Annotated in this window: 14 protein-coding genes and 2 pseudogenes; 10 read left to right on the top strand and 6 right to left on the bottom strand. The window is 55.2% G+C overall.

Annotated features, from left to right (window positions below):
- Positions 1–19: 19 nt before the first annotated feature.
- Positions 20–3,127, top strand: coding sequence for an efflux RND transporter permease subunit (locus F1E05_RS04465; RefSeq protein ID WP_150047110.1), 3,108 nt, complete (start codon positions 20–22; stop codon positions 3,125–3,127).
- A 77-nt stretch (positions 3,128–3,204) separates the two neighbouring features.
- Here F1E05_RS04465 and F1E05_RS04460 read toward each other — a convergent pair whose 3' ends face one another.
- The 3 genes from F1E05_RS04460 to F1E05_RS04450 form a co-directional block, all read right to left on the bottom strand.
- Positions 3,205–3,468, bottom strand: coding sequence for a hypothetical protein (locus F1E05_RS04460; RefSeq protein WP_150047109.1), 264 nt, complete (start codon positions 3,466–3,468; stop codon positions 3,205–3,207).
- Positions 3,469–3,604: 136 nt separating this feature from the next.
- Entirely contained in the window at positions 3,605–4,438 is an 834-nt protein-coding gene (locus F1E05_RS04455) for an HDOD domain-containing protein (protein WP_150047107.1), read from the bottom strand.
- A gap of 180 nt (positions 4,439–4,618) precedes the next feature.
- The gene (locus F1E05_RS04450) at positions 4,619–4,819 is read right to left on the bottom strand and encodes a KTSC domain-containing protein (RefSeq protein ID WP_150047105.1); all 201 of its coding nucleotides are present in this window, start codon (positions 4,817–4,819) and stop codon (positions 4,619–4,621) included.
- 177 nt (positions 4,820–4,996) lie between these two features.
- Here F1E05_RS04450 and F1E05_RS04445 point away from each other — a divergent pair, with 177 nt between their 5' ends.
- The 8 genes and pseudogenes from F1E05_RS04445 to F1E05_RS20855 all read left to right on the top strand — a co-directional run.
- Positions 4,997–6,007, top strand: coding sequence for a Gfo/Idh/MocA family protein (locus F1E05_RS04445; RefSeq protein ID WP_150047103.1), 1,011 nt, complete (start codon positions 4,997–4,999; stop codon positions 6,005–6,007).
- 42 nt (positions 6,008–6,049) lie between these two features.
- Positions 6,050–7,807, top strand: coding sequence for an intermembrane phospholipid transport protein YdbH family protein (locus F1E05_RS04440; RefSeq protein ID WP_190303246.1), 1,758 nt, complete (start codon positions 6,050–6,052; stop codon positions 7,805–7,807).
- 57 nt (positions 7,808–7,864) lie between these two features.
- Entirely contained in the window at positions 7,865–8,062 is a 198-nt protein-coding gene (locus F1E05_RS04435; RefSeq protein ID WP_150047099.1) for a YnbE family lipoprotein, read from the top strand.
- Positions 8,063–8,073: 11 nt separating this feature from the next.
- Positions 8,074–8,412, top strand: a complete 339-nt coding sequence (locus F1E05_RS04430) for a YdbL family protein (protein ID WP_150047097.1) — start codon at positions 8,074–8,076, stop codon at positions 8,410–8,412.
- A 648-nt stretch (positions 8,413–9,060) separates the two neighbouring features.
- Positions 9,061–13,386 carry an RHS repeat-associated core domain-containing protein gene (locus tag F1E05_RS04425; RefSeq protein WP_190303245.1) on the top strand — a complete coding sequence of 1,442 codons (4,326 nt, stop codon included), beginning with the start codon at positions 9,061–9,063 and terminating at the stop codon, positions 13,384–13,386.
- The gene (locus F1E05_RS04420) at positions 13,383–13,766 is read left to right on the top strand and encodes a hypothetical protein (protein WP_197737413.1); all 384 of its coding nucleotides are present in this window, start codon (positions 13,383–13,385) and stop codon (positions 13,764–13,766) included. The genes F1E05_RS04425 and F1E05_RS04420 overlap by 4 nt, the downstream gene beginning before the upstream one ends.
- 44 nt (positions 13,767–13,810) lie before the next feature.
- A complete protein-coding gene (locus F1E05_RS04415; RefSeq protein WP_150047093.1) occupies positions 13,811–15,682 on the top strand; it encodes an RHS repeat-associated core domain-containing protein in 1,872 nt (623 codons plus the stop codon).
- Positions 15,627–15,800: pseudogene (locus tag F1E05_RS20855) on the top strand (REP-associated tyrosine transposase); the annotation flags it as partial. The gene F1E05_RS04415 and the pseudogene F1E05_RS20855, both read left to right, overlap by 56 nt.
- Before the next feature lie 58 nt (positions 15,801–15,858).
- Here F1E05_RS20855 and F1E05_RS04405 read toward each other — a convergent pair.
- Positions 15,859–16,095 (bottom strand): annotated as a pseudogene (locus tag F1E05_RS04405) (integrase core domain-containing protein); the annotation flags it as partial.
- A 60-nt stretch (positions 16,096–16,155) separates the two neighbouring features.
- Between F1E05_RS04405 and F1E05_RS20850 the strand changes: the two are divergent.
- Positions 16,156–16,506: an REP-associated tyrosine transposase gene (locus F1E05_RS20850; RefSeq protein WP_408631326.1), complete on the top strand. Its 351-nt coding sequence runs from the start codon at positions 16,156–16,158 to the stop codon at positions 16,504–16,506.
- Positions 16,507–16,634: 128 nt separating this feature from the next.
- Here F1E05_RS20850 and F1E05_RS04395 read toward each other — a convergent pair whose 3' ends face one another.
- Together F1E05_RS04395 and F1E05_RS04390 are read right to left on the bottom strand one after the other, a co-directional pair.
- Entirely contained in the window at positions 16,635–17,015 is a 381-nt protein-coding gene (locus F1E05_RS04395) for a HigA family addiction module antitoxin (protein ID WP_232056781.1), read from the bottom strand.
- On the bottom strand, positions 16,949–17,227 hold the full coding sequence (locus F1E05_RS04390) for a type II toxin-antitoxin system RelE/ParE family toxin (RefSeq protein ID WP_150047089.1): 279 nt from the start codon (positions 17,225–17,227) through the stop codon (positions 16,949–16,951). Before F1E05_RS04390 ends, F1E05_RS04395 begins: the two co-directional genes overlap by 67 nt.
- Positions 17,228–17,238 lie beyond the last annotated feature (11 nt).

The raw sequence follows: 17,238 nt of genomic DNA, 5'->3' as shown, positions 1-17,238 counted from the left end.
TTACCGATTCGCCCACGCCATGCTAGCCGCGCTAATCCGTTTCTCAATTCGCTACTCCGGTATTGTGGTTACCGTTGCCGTTCTGTTAGTCGCATACGGCATTTACCGATTTTCGGACGCCGGACTGGACATCTTTCCGGAATTCTCGCCCAAACGCGTCATTATCCAGACTGAAGCGCCCGGTTTAGCTGCGGAGCAAGTGGAAGTTTTGGTTACCCAGCCGATAGAAACCTCGATAAGACCGTTAATCGGTTTGGAAGCCCTACGCTCGGAGTCGATTCAGGGCTTGTCCATCGTTACCGCAACGTTTGCGGACGACACGGATATTTATAGAAACCGGCAATTGGTCGCCGAACGCCTGGTTAGTTTGGGACAAAAATTACCGGCCGGCATCGGTACGCCGGTTGCCGTACCGCTGTCCTCGTCGTCCGCAACGGTAATGACTTTAGGTTTGAGCTCCGACACCCGGTCCTTGATGGAATTGCGCAGTCTGGTCGATTGGACGCTCGCTCCCCGATTGCTCGCCATTCCCGGAGTGGCCGACGTCAACGTATTCGGCGGCGACGTCGCGCAACTGCAAATTCAAGTACGTCCGGAGGCGTTGCAACGCTTCAACTTAGACATCGAGCAAGTGGCCGCCGCGGCGGCTGCGGCGGCGGAAATCAAAGGCGCCGGTTTTTTGGAAAACAGCAACCAACGTTTCACCCTACAAGTGGTAGGCCAGTTAGTCACGCCCGAGCAATTCAGCTCGGTGGTGATAAAACGCTTAAACGCCGGCAACATCACATTGGCGGATGTCGCGGAGGTACGCTATTCGGCGGAACCGCCGATCAGCGCCGCGCAAATCATGGGCAGGCCTGGCGTGGTATTGATGGTCATCGGCCAATTCGGCGCCAACACCTTGTCCGTCTCTAAACAAGTCGAAGCCGCATTGGCCGCCTTCGCTCCCTTGTTTAAGCAGCAAGATATTCGCTTTTTTCCGCATTTGTTTCGTCCGGCGGATTACATAGAGACCGCAGTTAACAACTTAGCCGGTCATTTATTGTTTGGCGGCGGCTTCGTCATCCTGGTTTTATACCTGTTTTTATTCAATTTTCGCAGCTCGCTGATTGCCGCATTAGCGATTCCGGTATCACTGGTATCTGCGGTAATCGTGTTGTTGGAGATGGGCGTCAATCTGAATATTATGGTATTGGGCGGCTTGGCTATTGCGCTAGGTGAAGTTGTAGACGATGCCATCATCGATACCGAAAACATTTTTCGCCGCTTGCGCGAAAATCAAAGCCGCTTGCTCCCTGAAACGGCCGGCACTGTCATTCAACGTGCTTCGCTTGAGGTTAGAGGGTCGGTGGTATACGCCAGCTTCATCGTTGCCTTGGTGTTTGTACCCTTGCTGACCTTGGACGGCGTAACCGGGCGTTTATTTTCTCCCTTAGGCTATGCCTATATTTTGGCGATCTTGATGTCGCTGCTTACCGCGCTGACGCTTACGCCTGCACTTTGTCACCTGCTGCTAAACAAAAGTCAGCTAACGGCCGCAGAGCCACCTTTGGTGCGCTGGCTAAAGCGAGGGTACGCTCAACAATTGCAATGGGTTATCGGGCATTTTCGCATGGTGATGCTATGCGGAGTACTGGCCTGCGTAGCCGGCATCTGGGGGTTTTCCCGCTTGGAGCATCAGTTTTTACCCGAATTGCGCGAAGGGCATTTCATCGTCCATACCGCGAGCATCCCGGGAAGCTCGCTGCAAGAATCGATACGGATAGGGCAGTTGCTGACGGCGCGCTTTTTGGGCGTAGACGGCGTGGAGTCTGTATCGCAATGGGCCGGACGCGCAGAACGCGGTGCCGACACTTACGGCAGCCATTACAGCGAATACGAAGTACGCCTTAAGCCCTTGTCCGGCCGAGAACAACAGCGGGTGCTGGATCAACTCAGAACCCTATTGAACGAATTCCCCGGCATCAATTACGAAGCCAACACCTTTCTGACCGAACGGGTGGATGAAACCATATCCGGCTACACCGCATCGGTAGTCGTCAATATTTACGGCAGCGATCTTGCGGTATTAGATGAGCAAGCCGGACGGGTCGCCGAATTAATGCGCACACTTGCCGGCGCTATCGACGTACAACAACGCTCGCAATCCGCGACGGCGATGTTGCAAATCAAACTGGATTTGGACAAGTTGAAGTTTCGCGGCATCACGCCGGCACAAGCGATGACGGCACTGGAAACCGCCTACGGCGGTCGAATTGTCGGCAAAAGCATACAGGGTAACCGCGTCGTCGACGTCACGGTTACCTTAGCGCCGGAGCTGCGTTCCAGGGCCGCATCCTTGCAACAACTGGCTATCAAAAATGCCGAAGGCGAGCGCGTGCTGCTCGGTCAAATAGCCGATATCCGCCATAGCGAAGGCAGATACAACATTCTGCATCAAGGGGCTTTGCGAGCGCAAACGGTTACCTGTAACGTCGATCAGCGCGACATGGACGGTTTCATCGCCGAACTTAAGGATAAATTGTTCAAACAGCTATCGTGGAGTAGCGACAGCTATCCGGAAATCATCGGCGCCGCGTTGGAGCAAGCTAAAGCGCGGCGGGTGTTAATCGTGCATGCTCTCATCGCCGGGGCCGGGGTATTGATTTTTATCTCGCTGGCGTTGGGGAGCATACGCCACACCGCGCTAACCTTAGTGAATTTGCCCTTTGCCCTGCTCGGGGGCGTTGCGGCGGTGCTAGTGACCGACGCGTCCTTGTCGGTAGGCTCGTTCGTCGGCTTTGTCACCTTATTCGGAATCACGGTGCGCAATTCGATCATGCTCATTTCGCACTATCGTCATTTGATAGAACAAGAAGGGCAAATCTGGTCTCAGGCTACCGCGTTGCGGGGCGCTCAAGAGCGTTTGCCGTCAATTTTGATGACGGCTTCCGTTACGGCATTAGCCATGCTGCCTGTCGCATTCGACAGCGACAATCCCGGCCGAGAAATCATGGGGCCGATGGCAACCATCATCATCGGCGGTTTAACGTCTTCAACCATTTTAAATTTACTGTTGCTGCCGGCTATTTTGCTGAATTACGGCCGCTTTGAGCCGGTGGATGAGGTAAAAGCGCGGCCTAACTGAGCCGGAATTTGTAAGGGTCGTTGCCGTTTGAAACACATAATGACTATCGGCCGGCAGGATAAAGAAACAGCCGGCTGTCAGGCTGCCTGTTGCAACTGTCCGTTACGCAGGCAAGCCACGGATTTCCGGCCGGGCTCGCGAATGCAATCGTGATTGCGTAGGCGGTAGCAGATTGCACAGCGATTGAGGCGGCGTTGGTAACGGGCTTCGGCCCTCTCGAACAAGCTTTCCAATCGACTCAGCTCGGAATCGGCGGCGGCGACCCTGCGGGCATGTAGTGCGGCGTAAAGCGCTCGCGCTTGGTCTATCAATATGTCGTAATCGAATAACGATGTTTTCATCCCTACCTCCTGGCATTCGTAAAGACTAACGACTTACCGGCAAAACCATTCGAACACACGCCGCCCCGTTAAGTATTGACGTCCGTCAATCAAAAACCGCTTCTAATCGAACAGTGTTCCTGCCCGGCCTTGACGATTAAGCGGCGAGATCTTCCAGCGGCGATTCGAGCAGGAGTAGCTCGCATAAATCGGCATCGACCGCGTCTCGGTCCAGGCCGAGTTTCTCGGCCACGGGATAAGGGAAATTTTGCTCGATCGTTTCTTTAGGCATATTGCAATCGATGCAATAACTAATGAATTGTGCCAGATGCACGACGTAAGCCAAGGCGGATGGGTTTTCCCAAGTGAGGGGTTCGGCGGATTGATTGATTGCATCGATTAACTCGTCCGCAAATTTCCAGCGTCTGAACAGTTCCGCACACGCTTGTTGGTTGGTAAATCCGATGCGTTTTCGTTCCACGTCGGGCCGGCTTAGGTGGCCGGCTTTGGCGTGTTGTTCGATTTCGTTGGATTCGCTTGGGTAAGCCATGTGGATGAGTAACTTACCCATGCCGCCTATCAGGCCGGCGGTAAATGCCACGTCGGCGTCTACCCCGGCTCTTGCGGCGAACCATTTGGCGTACTCGGCCGCTCTGAAACTAGTGCTCCAGAATTTCCTTAAATCGAAATTTTGTAGGCTGGGCACCGAGGCAACCAGGCCGGACGCAATCACCAACGTCTTGAGCTGCCCCATGCCAATCAGCAGCACGGCTTCACTCAACGACCCGACTTTTCGCGATAGACCGAAGTGAGCGGAGTTGACCAAACGCAACACTTTCAAAGCAATCACCTGCTCTTTTTCGACGGTTTTAACAATATCGAGCAGTTCGGCATGAGGATCGTTGAGTTGATTAATCAAGGTTCGCACTACCTCGGGAACTTGGGGGAGTTTATGCAGGTTGTCGAATAATTTTTCGATAGATGCGGACATAATGAATTCCTTTTAGTTGACGGCAGGGTAAGTCTAGTAAAGCTGTGTGGAGTGGAGCCGATTGCAACGAAAATATTTTTGTTGCAAAAACGCCTTGCAGCGTAAGCCTGTACACGTTGCGAAGGCTAGCTTGCTTTGTACCGTCCGCCGCCGTCGGAAACTGAAGCGGCAGCGTCAGGCTCAACTCGGAAAAACTCCCAAGATGTGGCGTTTGAAAAACCTATTCTTAGAGCGCGCATGCAAAAACGCGTTGAAGACCGCTTCCGGCACGTGGCAGAAATCCAACGAGGAATCTCCCCGAAACGACACCCGCATTTTGTGCGTCGCGTCGTCGTAGCCGATCACATCGATTTTGCTGGATTTTACGGGATGCATTTTCATAACTACCTCCTTGACCGCAATGCCGATTGGATTAGCCGCAAATTCACATAGTTCCGCCGGGGATGCGTCCGTCCCTCAGCCGCTTTTGCCCGAAAATGGCGTGCGGGTTTGACTGTTCGGCATTAAGCCTGCAAACTCGGATTCGAAAATAAAACTTATCAGCAGGAGCCGAGCATCATGAACCAAGCCGAAAAACTACGTTGGGGCATTCTGGGCGCAGCCCGCGTCAACGAGCGTTTGTTGCCCGCTATCTTAGAAGCCGACAATGCCGAACTGGTTGCAATCGCCAGCCGGCGGCCGGGGGCCGCGGCGGAAACGCTCAAAAAATACGCCCCTTGCTATCCCGGCATACACGCTTACGACGACATGGAGGCCTTGCTAACCAACCCGGACGTGCAAGCGGTTTATTTACCGATGGCAAACCACGAACATGCCGAATGGGCGTTACGGGCAATAGCGCATCGCAAGCATGTGCTATGCGAAAAACCGATGGCATTATCTTTAAGCGACATCGAAGCGATCGATAAAGCCGCCCGCAACTACGATGTCAAAGTCATGGAAGGCTTTATGTACCGATTTCATCCGCAACACCGGCGCGTGATGGAAATCATCCAATCCGGCTTGATAGGCGACGTCCGTTCGGTACGCAGTTGCTTTTCGTTCATGATGCGTCCGGCCCGCATGTACCGGCTGGCCGAACACGTCGACCGGGGCGGCGGCGCCATGTGGGACATAGGCTGTTACGCGATACACGTCATCCGCATGTTTTTCGAGCAAGCGCCGTCGGCGGTTACCTGCATGGCTAAATACGCCGATAGCGGCGCCGATATTGCCAGCAGCGGAATTTTAGATTACGGCGACGGTCGCTTTGCCCAGTTCGATTTCAGCTTCCAGCGGGCTCGCCGCTGCGAATACGAAATCGTCGGCAGCCAGGGAGGGCTTAAATGCCATGTGGTTTGGCAATTGCCCGGCGATATTCCGATCATTTCCTGGTGGAGCGAAGACGGCCGCCAAGGCGAGGAGCGCTTACCCGCGGCCAATCACTTCAAACTGGAAATCGAGCATTTCAGCGACTGCGTGCTGCAAGATAAACTGCCGCTTTTATCCTTGGACGACGCCAAAGCAAATTGCCGCGTTATTGTCGCCGCGCTCAAATCGGCCGCCAGCGGACAAACGGTGAGCATTTAACCAGGCATGCGGACGGCTTCCTCGCCCGGCCGGCTTGGCCGGATGCGCTTCAAAATCGGTTTGGCCTTGTGTTGTTTGCTGACAGTATCGGCCGGATGGTTAGTCTGGCAACAACGGGATTGGCTGGGCGAACAGGCGTTACGGCGTTTAATGGCACAAAGCTTATTTGCCAATCCCGCCGTTTCCGGATTGAGCTTGACTATGGATCACGCCGCATTGGCGCATCTGCAATTCGAATTAGAGACCGGGAAAGGCTTATTGGCGGCGGAACTGAGCGAGGCGAATCTGAATTACGACTGGCAAACCTTGCAGCCGGATACCGGCGTTATCGAAAAAGCCAAGTTGACGTTTCACTATCGAGCCGACAGCGATACCGATACCACCCCGGCCGAGGATTCCGCGGCGGCGCTACGCTTGCCGCTACGCAGCCTCTCTATCAAGCAACTGGATCTGACGGTAATCGCGCCCTGGGGAGAGTCCCGATTTATAGGTCAGGCGGAATTTAATACTGCCGAACAACAAACTGTACAGGTTTTACTCAACGACTCCGAATATGCCTTGAGCATAGGGCAGGATTTCGGCGCCGGCATGCTTTCGCTGCAACTGCGCAAAGCGGACGGCAGTGCGATAGCGGCCGGCAACTATGGCCGAAATCCGCCCGATAACAGTCCGCTCATCGGCTTGCAAGCGAACGTGGAGTTGCTGCGCGGCTGGCTAACGCAATGCGCATGGCTGCCGAACCAAATCAGGCAGCCACTCGCCGCGCTCATCTGGCCGGCTTTGGATAAGATACAGGCGCAATTGCATTTGCACGGCAACAGTCCGGAAGACCATAAGCGCTTCAAAGGCTATCTGCAGTTAACCGAACATAACGACTATCTGGCCGGCGCGGAACTCGAATTAGCCGCCGACGAGTTGGCGGTAGACGCTCATCTGGCACTCAGCGCCGCTCAAGCCCGCCGGCTTGCAGCGCCTTGGCTGCCGGCGGCAACCTCGGCTTGGCAAGTTAACGCCGGCGAGATCATGGGAGCCGTGCGCATGCACTGGCAGGCCGGCAAGCCTATGACGCACGCGGTTTTTCTAAAAGGCTATGATTTGGGGCTAGCAATAGGCTCTACTCACATCTCTAAAGGATTTGTGCAATTGGACGCCGCCGAATCGACACTACCCTCATATATTGTTTCATTGACAGTGCCGAGCTGGCAATTAAATGAAAACACCGAATTTCGCGACATACAACTTAACGCCGCTTACCAAAACGGCCGCTTGGCAATCGATCAAGCCAGTCTGCCTATGTTTGGCGGCAAGTTACAGCTGGAACCGGCCGAATTGGAACTGACCGGTGGGCCGATACGCTTGATTTTAGTCGTCAACAATGTCGATCTGCAGCAGCTACTGCAAGCCATGAACTACCCCAATTTGTCGGGAACCGGCATGCTGAACGGTAAGTTGCCGTTAAGCGTCGAATCCGACACTGTGGAACTGAAGGACGGAACGTTAACGGGGATAGTGCCGGGAGTCCTGCGCTACACAGGCCCGGGGGACGACGGAAATTTGGCTTTCAGCGCGCTGAGAAATTTGCAATACCACGCCCTGCAAGCCGGCGTGGATTACCGGCCGGATGGCAGTTATAGTTTAGGTTTGCGTTTGGAAGGCAAAAATCCGTCGGTATTGTCCGGTCATCCTTTGGCGTTTAACTTGAAATTGCACGGGCAGTTGCCGGAACTCTTGCAAAAAGGCGTACTGGCAGGCGATTTCGAGCGGCCGATTCTCGAACAGGTAAAAAACGCCAAACCGTAAAACAAAATGTTCCGAAACCGTCAATACTGCGCCGCACAATGCGGCTTGGAGAACTCTATGAAATTGAAAGCGGCATTTATTGCCGGCCTAGTCTGCGATACGCTGTTAATGACAGCCTGCTCGCCGTCCGTCAGATTGGAAGCGCCGGAAAAACCGATAGAAATCAATATGAACGTCAAAATAGAACACGAAATTCGCCTCAAAGTGGAAAAAGACGTGGATGCCCTGATCAGTAGCGAAAAAGGTTTGTTTTAAAGGAGCCCTCAATGAGAATCAAAGCAACGCATTTTTTGTTGGCCGGCTTATTGTCGTTTTGGTTGGCTGCAAACCCGGTCGCCGCGGCCGACTTAGCGCAAGCAAAGTCAGCGGGACTAGTCGGCGAACTGATGAACGGTTATTTAGGCTTGGTTAATCCCAATGCACCCAGTGACGTAAAAGCCTTGGTGAACGACATCAACGCCCAACGGCGGGCCGAATACGAGCGGATAGCCGCCAAAAACGGCGTATCGGCGGAAGAGGTGGCTAAGCTGACAGCGCAAAAAGTTATAGAAAAAGCGGCGCCCGGACAATTTATCCAAACGCCGTCGGGTTGGAAGCAACGTTAAGCAAGCACGATAAATTCCCCGGCTCCGCCGGGGAGGCAGCTAAAGTTTTATGCTCATTTAAAGTCGGCGGGGAATGCCATGCGTACCTTAAGGCTTTGCATGCCGCGCAATGTATTACTAGATTACATGCCAGCGCGCCTATCTTGATAGCCTGTAAGAATATGATTACATAACTTATTAATGTATATGGAATATTGTCTCGACTGCGATTTGCTAAAGGTATTGAGTCGGCGTATTTTTTAAGTTAATATCAGCCCGCCGTATTTCGCATGGCTAATGGCGTTAGCCTGTCGGAGTCGGTTAACCGCTAACGTTATAGACAACTCAACTCAAAAGCTATTTATTGAAAGTAAAGCTTAAAGCCATGGATGCAGACCAGTGCAAGTCAACGTTGGAAATCGGGAAACCTTCCGTCACAGCCAGCCCCGGCTTATGGCTTTTTTCCTTTTTTGTTCCGGCCGGCCCGGATGGGGCGCGCACCCCTGTCCGGGCAAACGGCCGGATCTCGTCTTCCTTGCAGGCTCAGCCGCCGCGCTTTTAATGCGTTGTTTAACTGCCGTTATCCATTCAAACATCGGGATTTTTAACATGTTCAAACACCACCACCGAAACCTTTTCGTTTACGGCTGCTTGCTCTTGATCGGGCTAATGAGTCCGCTCATCGGCCGGGCCGACGAGTCCGGACTCGGTTACGAAGAATTCTCCGGCCCGCTGCAATCGACCGAAGACAAAAAGCGCATTCCGGAGGTGAAATTCGACACCGACCTGCGGGGCGGTTTCACCCTATTAAGCGAAACCGATTACCGGGGTACGGGACAGTTTCCGTTAGAGTTTACTCGCTACAACGTCTCGGCACGATCCGTCACCAGCCCGGGCTGCGATTACCGCAACAACATGGGCACGCTGTGGGGGCACAATTATTCCAGTTGCATTCTGAACCAACTGAGCACGGTGGAAAAAATCAAGGTGTGCACCATGGGCGTCTGCATCACCTTCGGCAAAAATTTAAAGCCGTTACGCGACGATCTCAGAGATACCTTGGAGAAAAAAGGCGTCGTCAACGGCCAAACCTACGATTGGGTCTATACCCAATTTTCTAGCGGCATGCGGGAAGCGTACGACAAAAACGGTAATTTATTGGCCCGGTTTAACCGGCAAGGCATCGAGCACCGGTTGGACTATGTCGACGATAAGTTATCGACCGTCACGCACGTGCCGAGCGGGCGGCAATTGCGTTTTACCTTCAACCCGGACAAATCGGTGTTAGTTACCGATCCCGACGGCCAGATTTATAAATATGTACTTGGGCTGAAAGAAGTCGTCAACGGCGTAACTCTTTACAAAAACCAATTCACCTTCCCGGCGGCGCTGGAAGGCAGCGAGCCGCTTACCAGAACCTACCGACCGGAATTCATCAATTGCGATACCAAAGATAATTTTAGGTTTTCTTATTTAAAGTCGGTGGTGGAAAATGGCAATACGTTAATTAAAAACGAATTTCTTTGCGCTGGCGCGGACTCAAGGCCAAGGTTTACAACCATCGCAATGGCCGGTCATAACGAAAAGAATTTGATTAGCGAGCGCACGCTGCGCGCCAGTCTGGCCGATCCGCACGAATTAACTTTAAAATTCGCCGACTCGGATACCGACAAATACCGCTCGTTTGTCACCCGAAAAAATTTCGATATAGTCAGTCAAGATACCGGCCCTTATTCCAGGATTTACCGAGCGGTTTCGACCAACACCCGTTGCGCCGACTGCGAGGAGGATTTTAAGAAGTCCACCTACAATATCAAAGGCGACCTGCTAACCCGTACCGATTTTCTCGGCCGGGTTACCCGCTTCACCTACCCCAAGGGCACACTCAACCGCGGCCTGCCGCTGACCCGCACCGAAGCCGACGGCACCAAACAAGAGCGCCTCACCACCTGGACCTGGGACGAGCGCTTTCCGCTGAAAACCTCGGAAGTGGTCGGCGAAGTCGCCAAGGATTGGCGTTACGACGACAATGGCCAGGTGATTCGGGAAATCGTGCGCCCGGCTACGGAAGCCTTGGTCGACGACAGCTGCCCGGCAACATCCACCACCTGCCATCAGACCGACTATGCCTACGTTTACGACAACAGCAGCCACGTCACCTTAAAAGTCAGCAAAACCGGGCCGCGCGCGGAAAACGGCAGCACGGTCACCGAATACCGCCGCAACGGCGATCTGTGGCGCACCACCGACGCCTTGGGTCGGGTGTCGTCCGTGCTCAGCGTCAACGCTCACGGCCAAATCACCGAGCAAGTCGACATCAACGGCGTACACAGCGTGACCGAATACAACACGCTGCGGCAGCCGGTCACGGAAAGCGTAGGCGACGACGTGACCCGCTACAGCTACACCACCAACGGCCGCCTGCAAAGCCAAACCCGGCCGGACGGCAGCGTACTCAACTACAGCTATACCCCGGCCGGCTCGGTAAAAACCGTCAGCCTGACGCACGGCGAGATTACCGACACGCTCGAATACCGGCGCGACAGCCGCGGCAACATTCTGCAAACCATCGCGCAACGTAGTGACGATAGCGGCCAAACCTGGAAACAAAGCTTTGACGAAAAAGGCCTGCTGATCGAAACCGCCGACGGCACGGGCGCATGGGACAAAACCCTGAGCTACGACGGCAACAATCATCAGACCCGATCCTGTATCAGCGGCGAAATCTGCGACTTGACCGACTACACCGTGCTGGATCAAATCAGTGATCGCTCCCTGGCCACACTGTCGAGCAAAGGCAAATTAGGCCCCAAAATTCCGCTGTTCAGCCTGGACTACGACGTGGCCGGCCGGGTCACGCAAGTGGTCGATCCGGTCAACGCCACCTCCTTATTGACCAACAACGAACTGGGCAAACACATTGACGAAGACTCGCCGGACTTCGGCAATCGCGGCTCGCTATACGACTTGGCCGGCAACGAAATCTACCGGGAAGACAGCGACGGCAACAGCGCCCGCAAACACTACGACGCCCTGGACCGCTTGACCCGGGTCGATTACTCCGACGGCGGCAGCGAAAGTCAAACTTGGGACAAAGCGCCGTCAGACGATAGCGCCCATGCCGCCCATTATGTAGGCCGCCTGGTGGAAAGCAGCCGCACCTCGGCCGGCGGTTTGAACGTCACCGACCGCATGCGCTACGACGCCCGCGGCAACGTCACCCACAGCGAGCAAGCCGTTACCGGCCTGCCGGCCTTGAGCACGGCCTACGAATACGGCCCCGGCAACCGCCTGCAAGCCGTCGCTTATCCCAAAGGCTTGCGCATCGAATACGCCTATGCAGACGGCGATTTTCGCATCGCCCAGGTCGGCGCCAGCCTGAACGGCACCGCCAACACCTTGGCCCGCGACGTCAGCTACCAACCGTTAGACAAGCGCCTGCGCAGCCTGACCTTCGGCAACGGCTTGAAATACATTCGTTCCCGCGATAACGGCGGACGCTTAATCGTTGTGCGGATGCGACAGGCTAACAACAGCGACATGTATAACCATTATCTCGCCTACGACAGTCGCAATCGGGTAACTGTTTACGACATAACCTCCTTCTACTACGACGACTTCGATCGCTTGGTTTCGCAAAAGTCACGCGCCAGTGCCGAAAAAACCCTGCTGGAACACGACAACAACGGCAACCTGACCCGCTTGGAAAACTACACCGCTAGCGGCACCTTAAGACGTACTGACGTTTTGTCTTACAGCGACAACCGCCTGGCGAGGGAAGACATCACCCCGACCCCGCCGGCTAACGGTAGTCAGGGCTATACCGCGGCTTACCGCTACGATCAATCCGGCTTTATTACCGGCTACGGCAGTTTTGCCTACCGCTACGGCGCCGACCGCACCCTGATCACATTCACCCAAGCCGCTACTAGCGAGCAATACCGCTACGACAGCGGCCGGCGGCGGGTGTTGAAAACCAACGGGGCCGGGCAAACCCGCTACGTCTACGACACTGCCGGCCGCTTGATCTACGAACAGGCCGGCAACGGCAGCGCCCGCAACTACGTGTGGCTGGGCGACGTGCCGCTGGCCGTGGTCGACCAAAAAACCGACGGCAGCCTGGCGGCGATTTATTACATCGAAACCGACTTCGCCAACACTCCGCGCTATCTGCGCCGCGCCTCCGGCAATCTCAGCCAGCCGGTGTGGCACTGGCCGTTCGCGCCCTACGGCGATGCCGCCGCCCAGGAAGACCCGGACGGCGACGGAATAAAGGTTACGTTCAACCTGCGCTACCCCGGCCAATACTACGACAGCACCACCGGCCTGCACTACAACCACACCCGCTACTTCTCGCCCCGCACCGGCCGCTACCTGCAACCGGACCTGATCGGCCTGGAAGGCGGCACCAATGTGTATACTTACGCCAACGGCAACCCGGTGATGTTTACTGACCCGACGGGGACGTCCGCTGAATCCAGTTTGTCGCAGCAAATTGGAAGCTATTTAGACAGTGCACTCTCCTGGTTTGGGTCAACGTCGTTTCCCAGCTATTACGGGCAATTCAGCAGTTTGGCGCAAGATACCTTTCAATTGCCGGGTGTCCAAATGTGCTTCATGCCGGCGATGTTTACGCCGATGGGTATTGAGGGGAAGGTTGCAAAGGGCGTAGGGAGCTTCGCAAGTGACGCGAAACTTCTAAGCCATTTTGAAAAGCATGGGGCAGAGTTCGGCGCACGTAGTGCTGATGACTACCTTCAGGTAGGCCGGGACATCATGCAAAGTGGTCAAAAGATCGAGTACCTCTACAAAGGGGAAACTCGAACAGGGTACGTGCAATTCATGGGCAACACGTCACGAGGTGATGCTAAGTTCGGGTTTGTTGGAACAAGCGCGGATGGTGCAATTACCACCATTCACACGCAAAGCAGCAACAGCTTTTGGAAGCTGCTTAACGGCAATCCGGCGGACAAGACGATAAGGCCAGTGCCATGATTTATGAAGCATTAGTTCTATGTGTGGATGAAGACATCGAAGAAGAGGTCATGCTTCGGATTGATGACATTGAGCTTGCTGGCTTTGCGAGTGTGTGCCCCTACAACATTGAGGTAGGTCTGTCTTACCCGGTGGAATTGCACCCCGTGGTGTTTGATGACTACAGCGTTAACGCGCTGCCAGATGGAACACTGCCATCGATTGATCGCGTCGGAACTGGTTTTGCCTATGTGATTACAGGCAAGCTTAGTGGTAGTTGTTTGGAATCTGGCGGATTGGTCATCGAAGATGAGATGCTGCAACGGAACTTTAGCTACCTTGAAGGAAAAATGGTTGCCATGAAGATTGACCGCATGGATGTGGAGTTTCTCTCTCGTTAGGCGGTGTAACGCGATAACGTGCGTTAAATTTGATAGCCGATAGTATGCTGCCGACGCAAGGAGGCGCATCGTTCGCGACCGTTGCGCCTCGCCGCTGGCTCTGCACAACCTACCCTAGGCGCATCTTCTCGCGTTTGACCGACTACACCGTGCTGGATCAAATCAGCGACCGCTCCCTGGCCACACTGTCGAGCAAAGGCAAATTAGGTCCCAAGATCCCGCTGTTCAGCCTGGACTACGACGTGGCCGGCCGGGTCAAGCAAGTGGTCGATCCGGTCAACGCCACCTCCTTATTGACCAACAACGAACTGGACAAACACATTGACGAAGACTCGCCGGACTTCGGCAATCGCGGCTCGCTATACGACTTGGCCGGCAACGAAATCTACCGGGAAGACAGCGACGGCAACAGCGCCCGCAAACACTACGACGCCCTGGACCGCTTGACCCGGGTCGATTACTCCGACGGCGGCAGCGAAAGTCAAACTTGGGACAAAGCGCCGTCAGACGATAGCGCCCATACCGCCCATTATGTAGGCCGCCTGGTGGAAAGCAGCCGCACCTCGGCCGGCGGCTTGAACGTCACCGACCGCATGCGCAACGACGCCCGCGGCAACGTCACCCACAGCGAGCAAGCCGTTACCGGCCTGCCGGCCTTGAGCACGGCCTACGAATACGGCCCCGGCAACCGCCTGCAAGCCGTCGCTTATCCCAAAGGCTTGCGCATCGAATACGCCTATGCAGACGGCGATTTTCGCATCGCCCAGGTCGGCGCCAACCTGAACGGCACCGCCACCACCTTGGCCAGCGACGTCAGCTACCAACCGTTAGACAAGCGCCTGCGCAGCCTGACCTTCGGCAACGGCTTGAAATACATCCGTAGCCGGGATGGCGGCGGACACTTATCCGCAGTGCGGATGCGACAGGCTGACAACAGCGACCTGTACACCCATTACCTTGGCTACGACAGCCGCAACCGGGTAACTGTTTACAACACAGTCCATTTCAAGTATGACGACTTCGACCGCTTGATTTCGCAACAGCTAAGCGGCAGCGCCGAGAAATCCCTGCTGGAGCACGACAACAACGGCAACCTGACCCGCCTGGAAAACTACACAGGTAGCGGCGCCTTAAGACGTACTGACGTTTTGTCTTACAGCGACAACCGTCTGACCCGGGAAGACATCGCCCCGACCCCGCCGGCCAACGGCAGTCAGGGCTATACCGCTGCTTACCGCTACGACAGCGGCCGGCGGCGGGTGTTGAAAACCAACGGGGCCGGGCAAACCCGCTACGTCTACGACACCGCCGGCCGCTTGATCTACGAACAGGCCGGCAACGGCAGCGCCCGCAACTACGTGTGGCTGGGCGACGTGCCGCTGGCCGTGGTCGACCAAAAAACCGACGGCAGCCTGGCCGCGATCTATTACATCGAAACCGACTTCGCCAACACCCCGCGCTACCTGCGCCGCGCCGCCGGCAATCTCAGCCAGCCGGTGTGGCACTGGCCGTTCGCGCCCTACGGCGACGCCGTCGCTCAAGAAGACCCGGACGGCGACGGTGCGAAGGTGACGTTCAACCTGCGCTACCCCGGCCAATACTACGACAGCACCACCGGCCTGCACTACAACCACACCCGCTACTTCTCGCCCCGCACCGGCCGCTACCTGCAACCGGACCTGATCGGCCTGGAAGGCGGCACCAATGTGTATACTTACGCCAACGGCAACCCGGTGATGTTTACTGACCCGACGGGGACGTCCGCTGAATCTAGTTTGTCGCAGCAAATTGGAAGCTATTTAGACAGGGCCGTAGGGCGGATAAGCTTGCGTCATCCGCCGAATGAAATAAACTTGTTCCATGCCAAACTATCGACGCAATCGCATTCCGGGCGGGACTTATTTTTTCACGGTTAATTTGCTTGAGCGAAAATCGGCATTGTTGATCGAGCATATTGCCGAATTACGGGAAGCGGTCCGCGCAACTCGGCAACAACAGCCCTTTCATATCGACGCCTGGGTTGTTTTGCCAGAAGTGGCCCCATTGGTTTGAACAGTAAATCGATGATTTAAAGTGAAATCCCTGCCATGGTTTAGGCGGCCAACTTGAGGGTTAGCAACCCATCGTTATACGCCTGATGAGGCGTTTTTCGTTTCAAACTGGAATGCGGTCGTTCGTGGTTGTACCACTCGAAATAATCCAGGATTGAAGCGCGGGCTTGGCCGACGGAATCGTAGGCATGCAGGTAAACCCGCTCGTATTTGACCGATCGCCATAGGCGCTCAACAAAGACATTATCCCGCCAAGCACCCCGACCGTCCATACTGAGCAGACAGGGCCGTAGGGCGGATAAGCTTGCGTCATCCGCCGAATGAAATAAACTTGTTCCATGCCAAACTATCGACGCAATCGCATTCCGGGCGGGACTTATTTTTTCACGGTTAATTTGCTTGAGCGAAAATCGGCATTGTTGATCGAGCATATTGCCGAATTACGGGAAGCGGTCCGCGCAACTCGGCAACAACAGCCCTTTCATATCGACGCCTGGGTTGTTTTGCCGGATCACATGCACGCCATTTGGACATTGCCATCTGGTGATGATCAATACTCCAATCGATGGCGAGCTATCAAAAAAGCTTTTTCAAAAGCACTCTCAAAAATCGAATATCGCTCCCAAATCAAGGCCGTAAGACGGAACGCATCGCGGTTTCGCCGTATGGTGGCTTTGAATTGCGGATAGCCTACGACCGTGCGGCGGTTTAATCTGATGTTGCGTCACTGGGTGATAGGTTGCCCAGGTTTCGCCCCGTCGGGCTAGGCGGTTTATCGGGTGTCAGCCGGCCTCATCAATGGCCTTGCCGGGTTGCTTCAGTGCGGTATCACCGCCCGTTGCACGGTAGGCGCTCCCGCTTGGCGGGCTTGCCAAAGGTCGTAGGCGGCTTGGTGGGCTATCCATAGATCGGCCCGGCCGCCATTCTCGACGCCGAGCCAGCTTTCGATTCTGAGCGCCATTTCCGGCGATATAGCCGCCCGGCCATTCAGCACTTTGGACAAGGTGCCCCGGGTGACGCCAAGCTGCTTGGCGGCTTCGGTGACCGTCAGCGACAGCGCCGGCAAGATGTCTTCGCGCAAGGTTTCGCCGGGGTGTGGTGGGTTGTGGATTTGCGTCATGGGGTTGCCTCTTAGTGGTAGTCCATGTAATCGACCAACACCACGTCTTCGCCTTCGAACTTGAAGGTCATCCGCCAATTGCCATTGACGACGATGGAGTAATGGCCGGCCAGATCGCCGCTCAACGGGTGCAAGCGCCAGCCGGGCAAGTTCACGTCGTTGGCTGTCTTGGCGATGTCCAGGCGCAACAGTTGCCGGTTGAGCTTGGCAGCGTGTTCCGGCTTGATGCCGACCTTGCTGCCCGTTTCGAAAAAGGCTTTCAGGCCTTTGTGTTGGAACGATTTAATCATGCCGGCATTGT

It is taken from the genome of Methylomonas rhizoryzae (genome assembly GCF_008632455.1).
In the GTDB taxonomy this organism is placed as follows: Bacteria; Pseudomonadota; Gammaproteobacteria; order Methylococcales; family Methylomonadaceae; genus Methylomonas; species Methylomonas rhizoryzae.
Note: the sequence above shows the minus strand (reverse complement) of the source record. Positions and strands in the feature narration are given on the sequence as shown.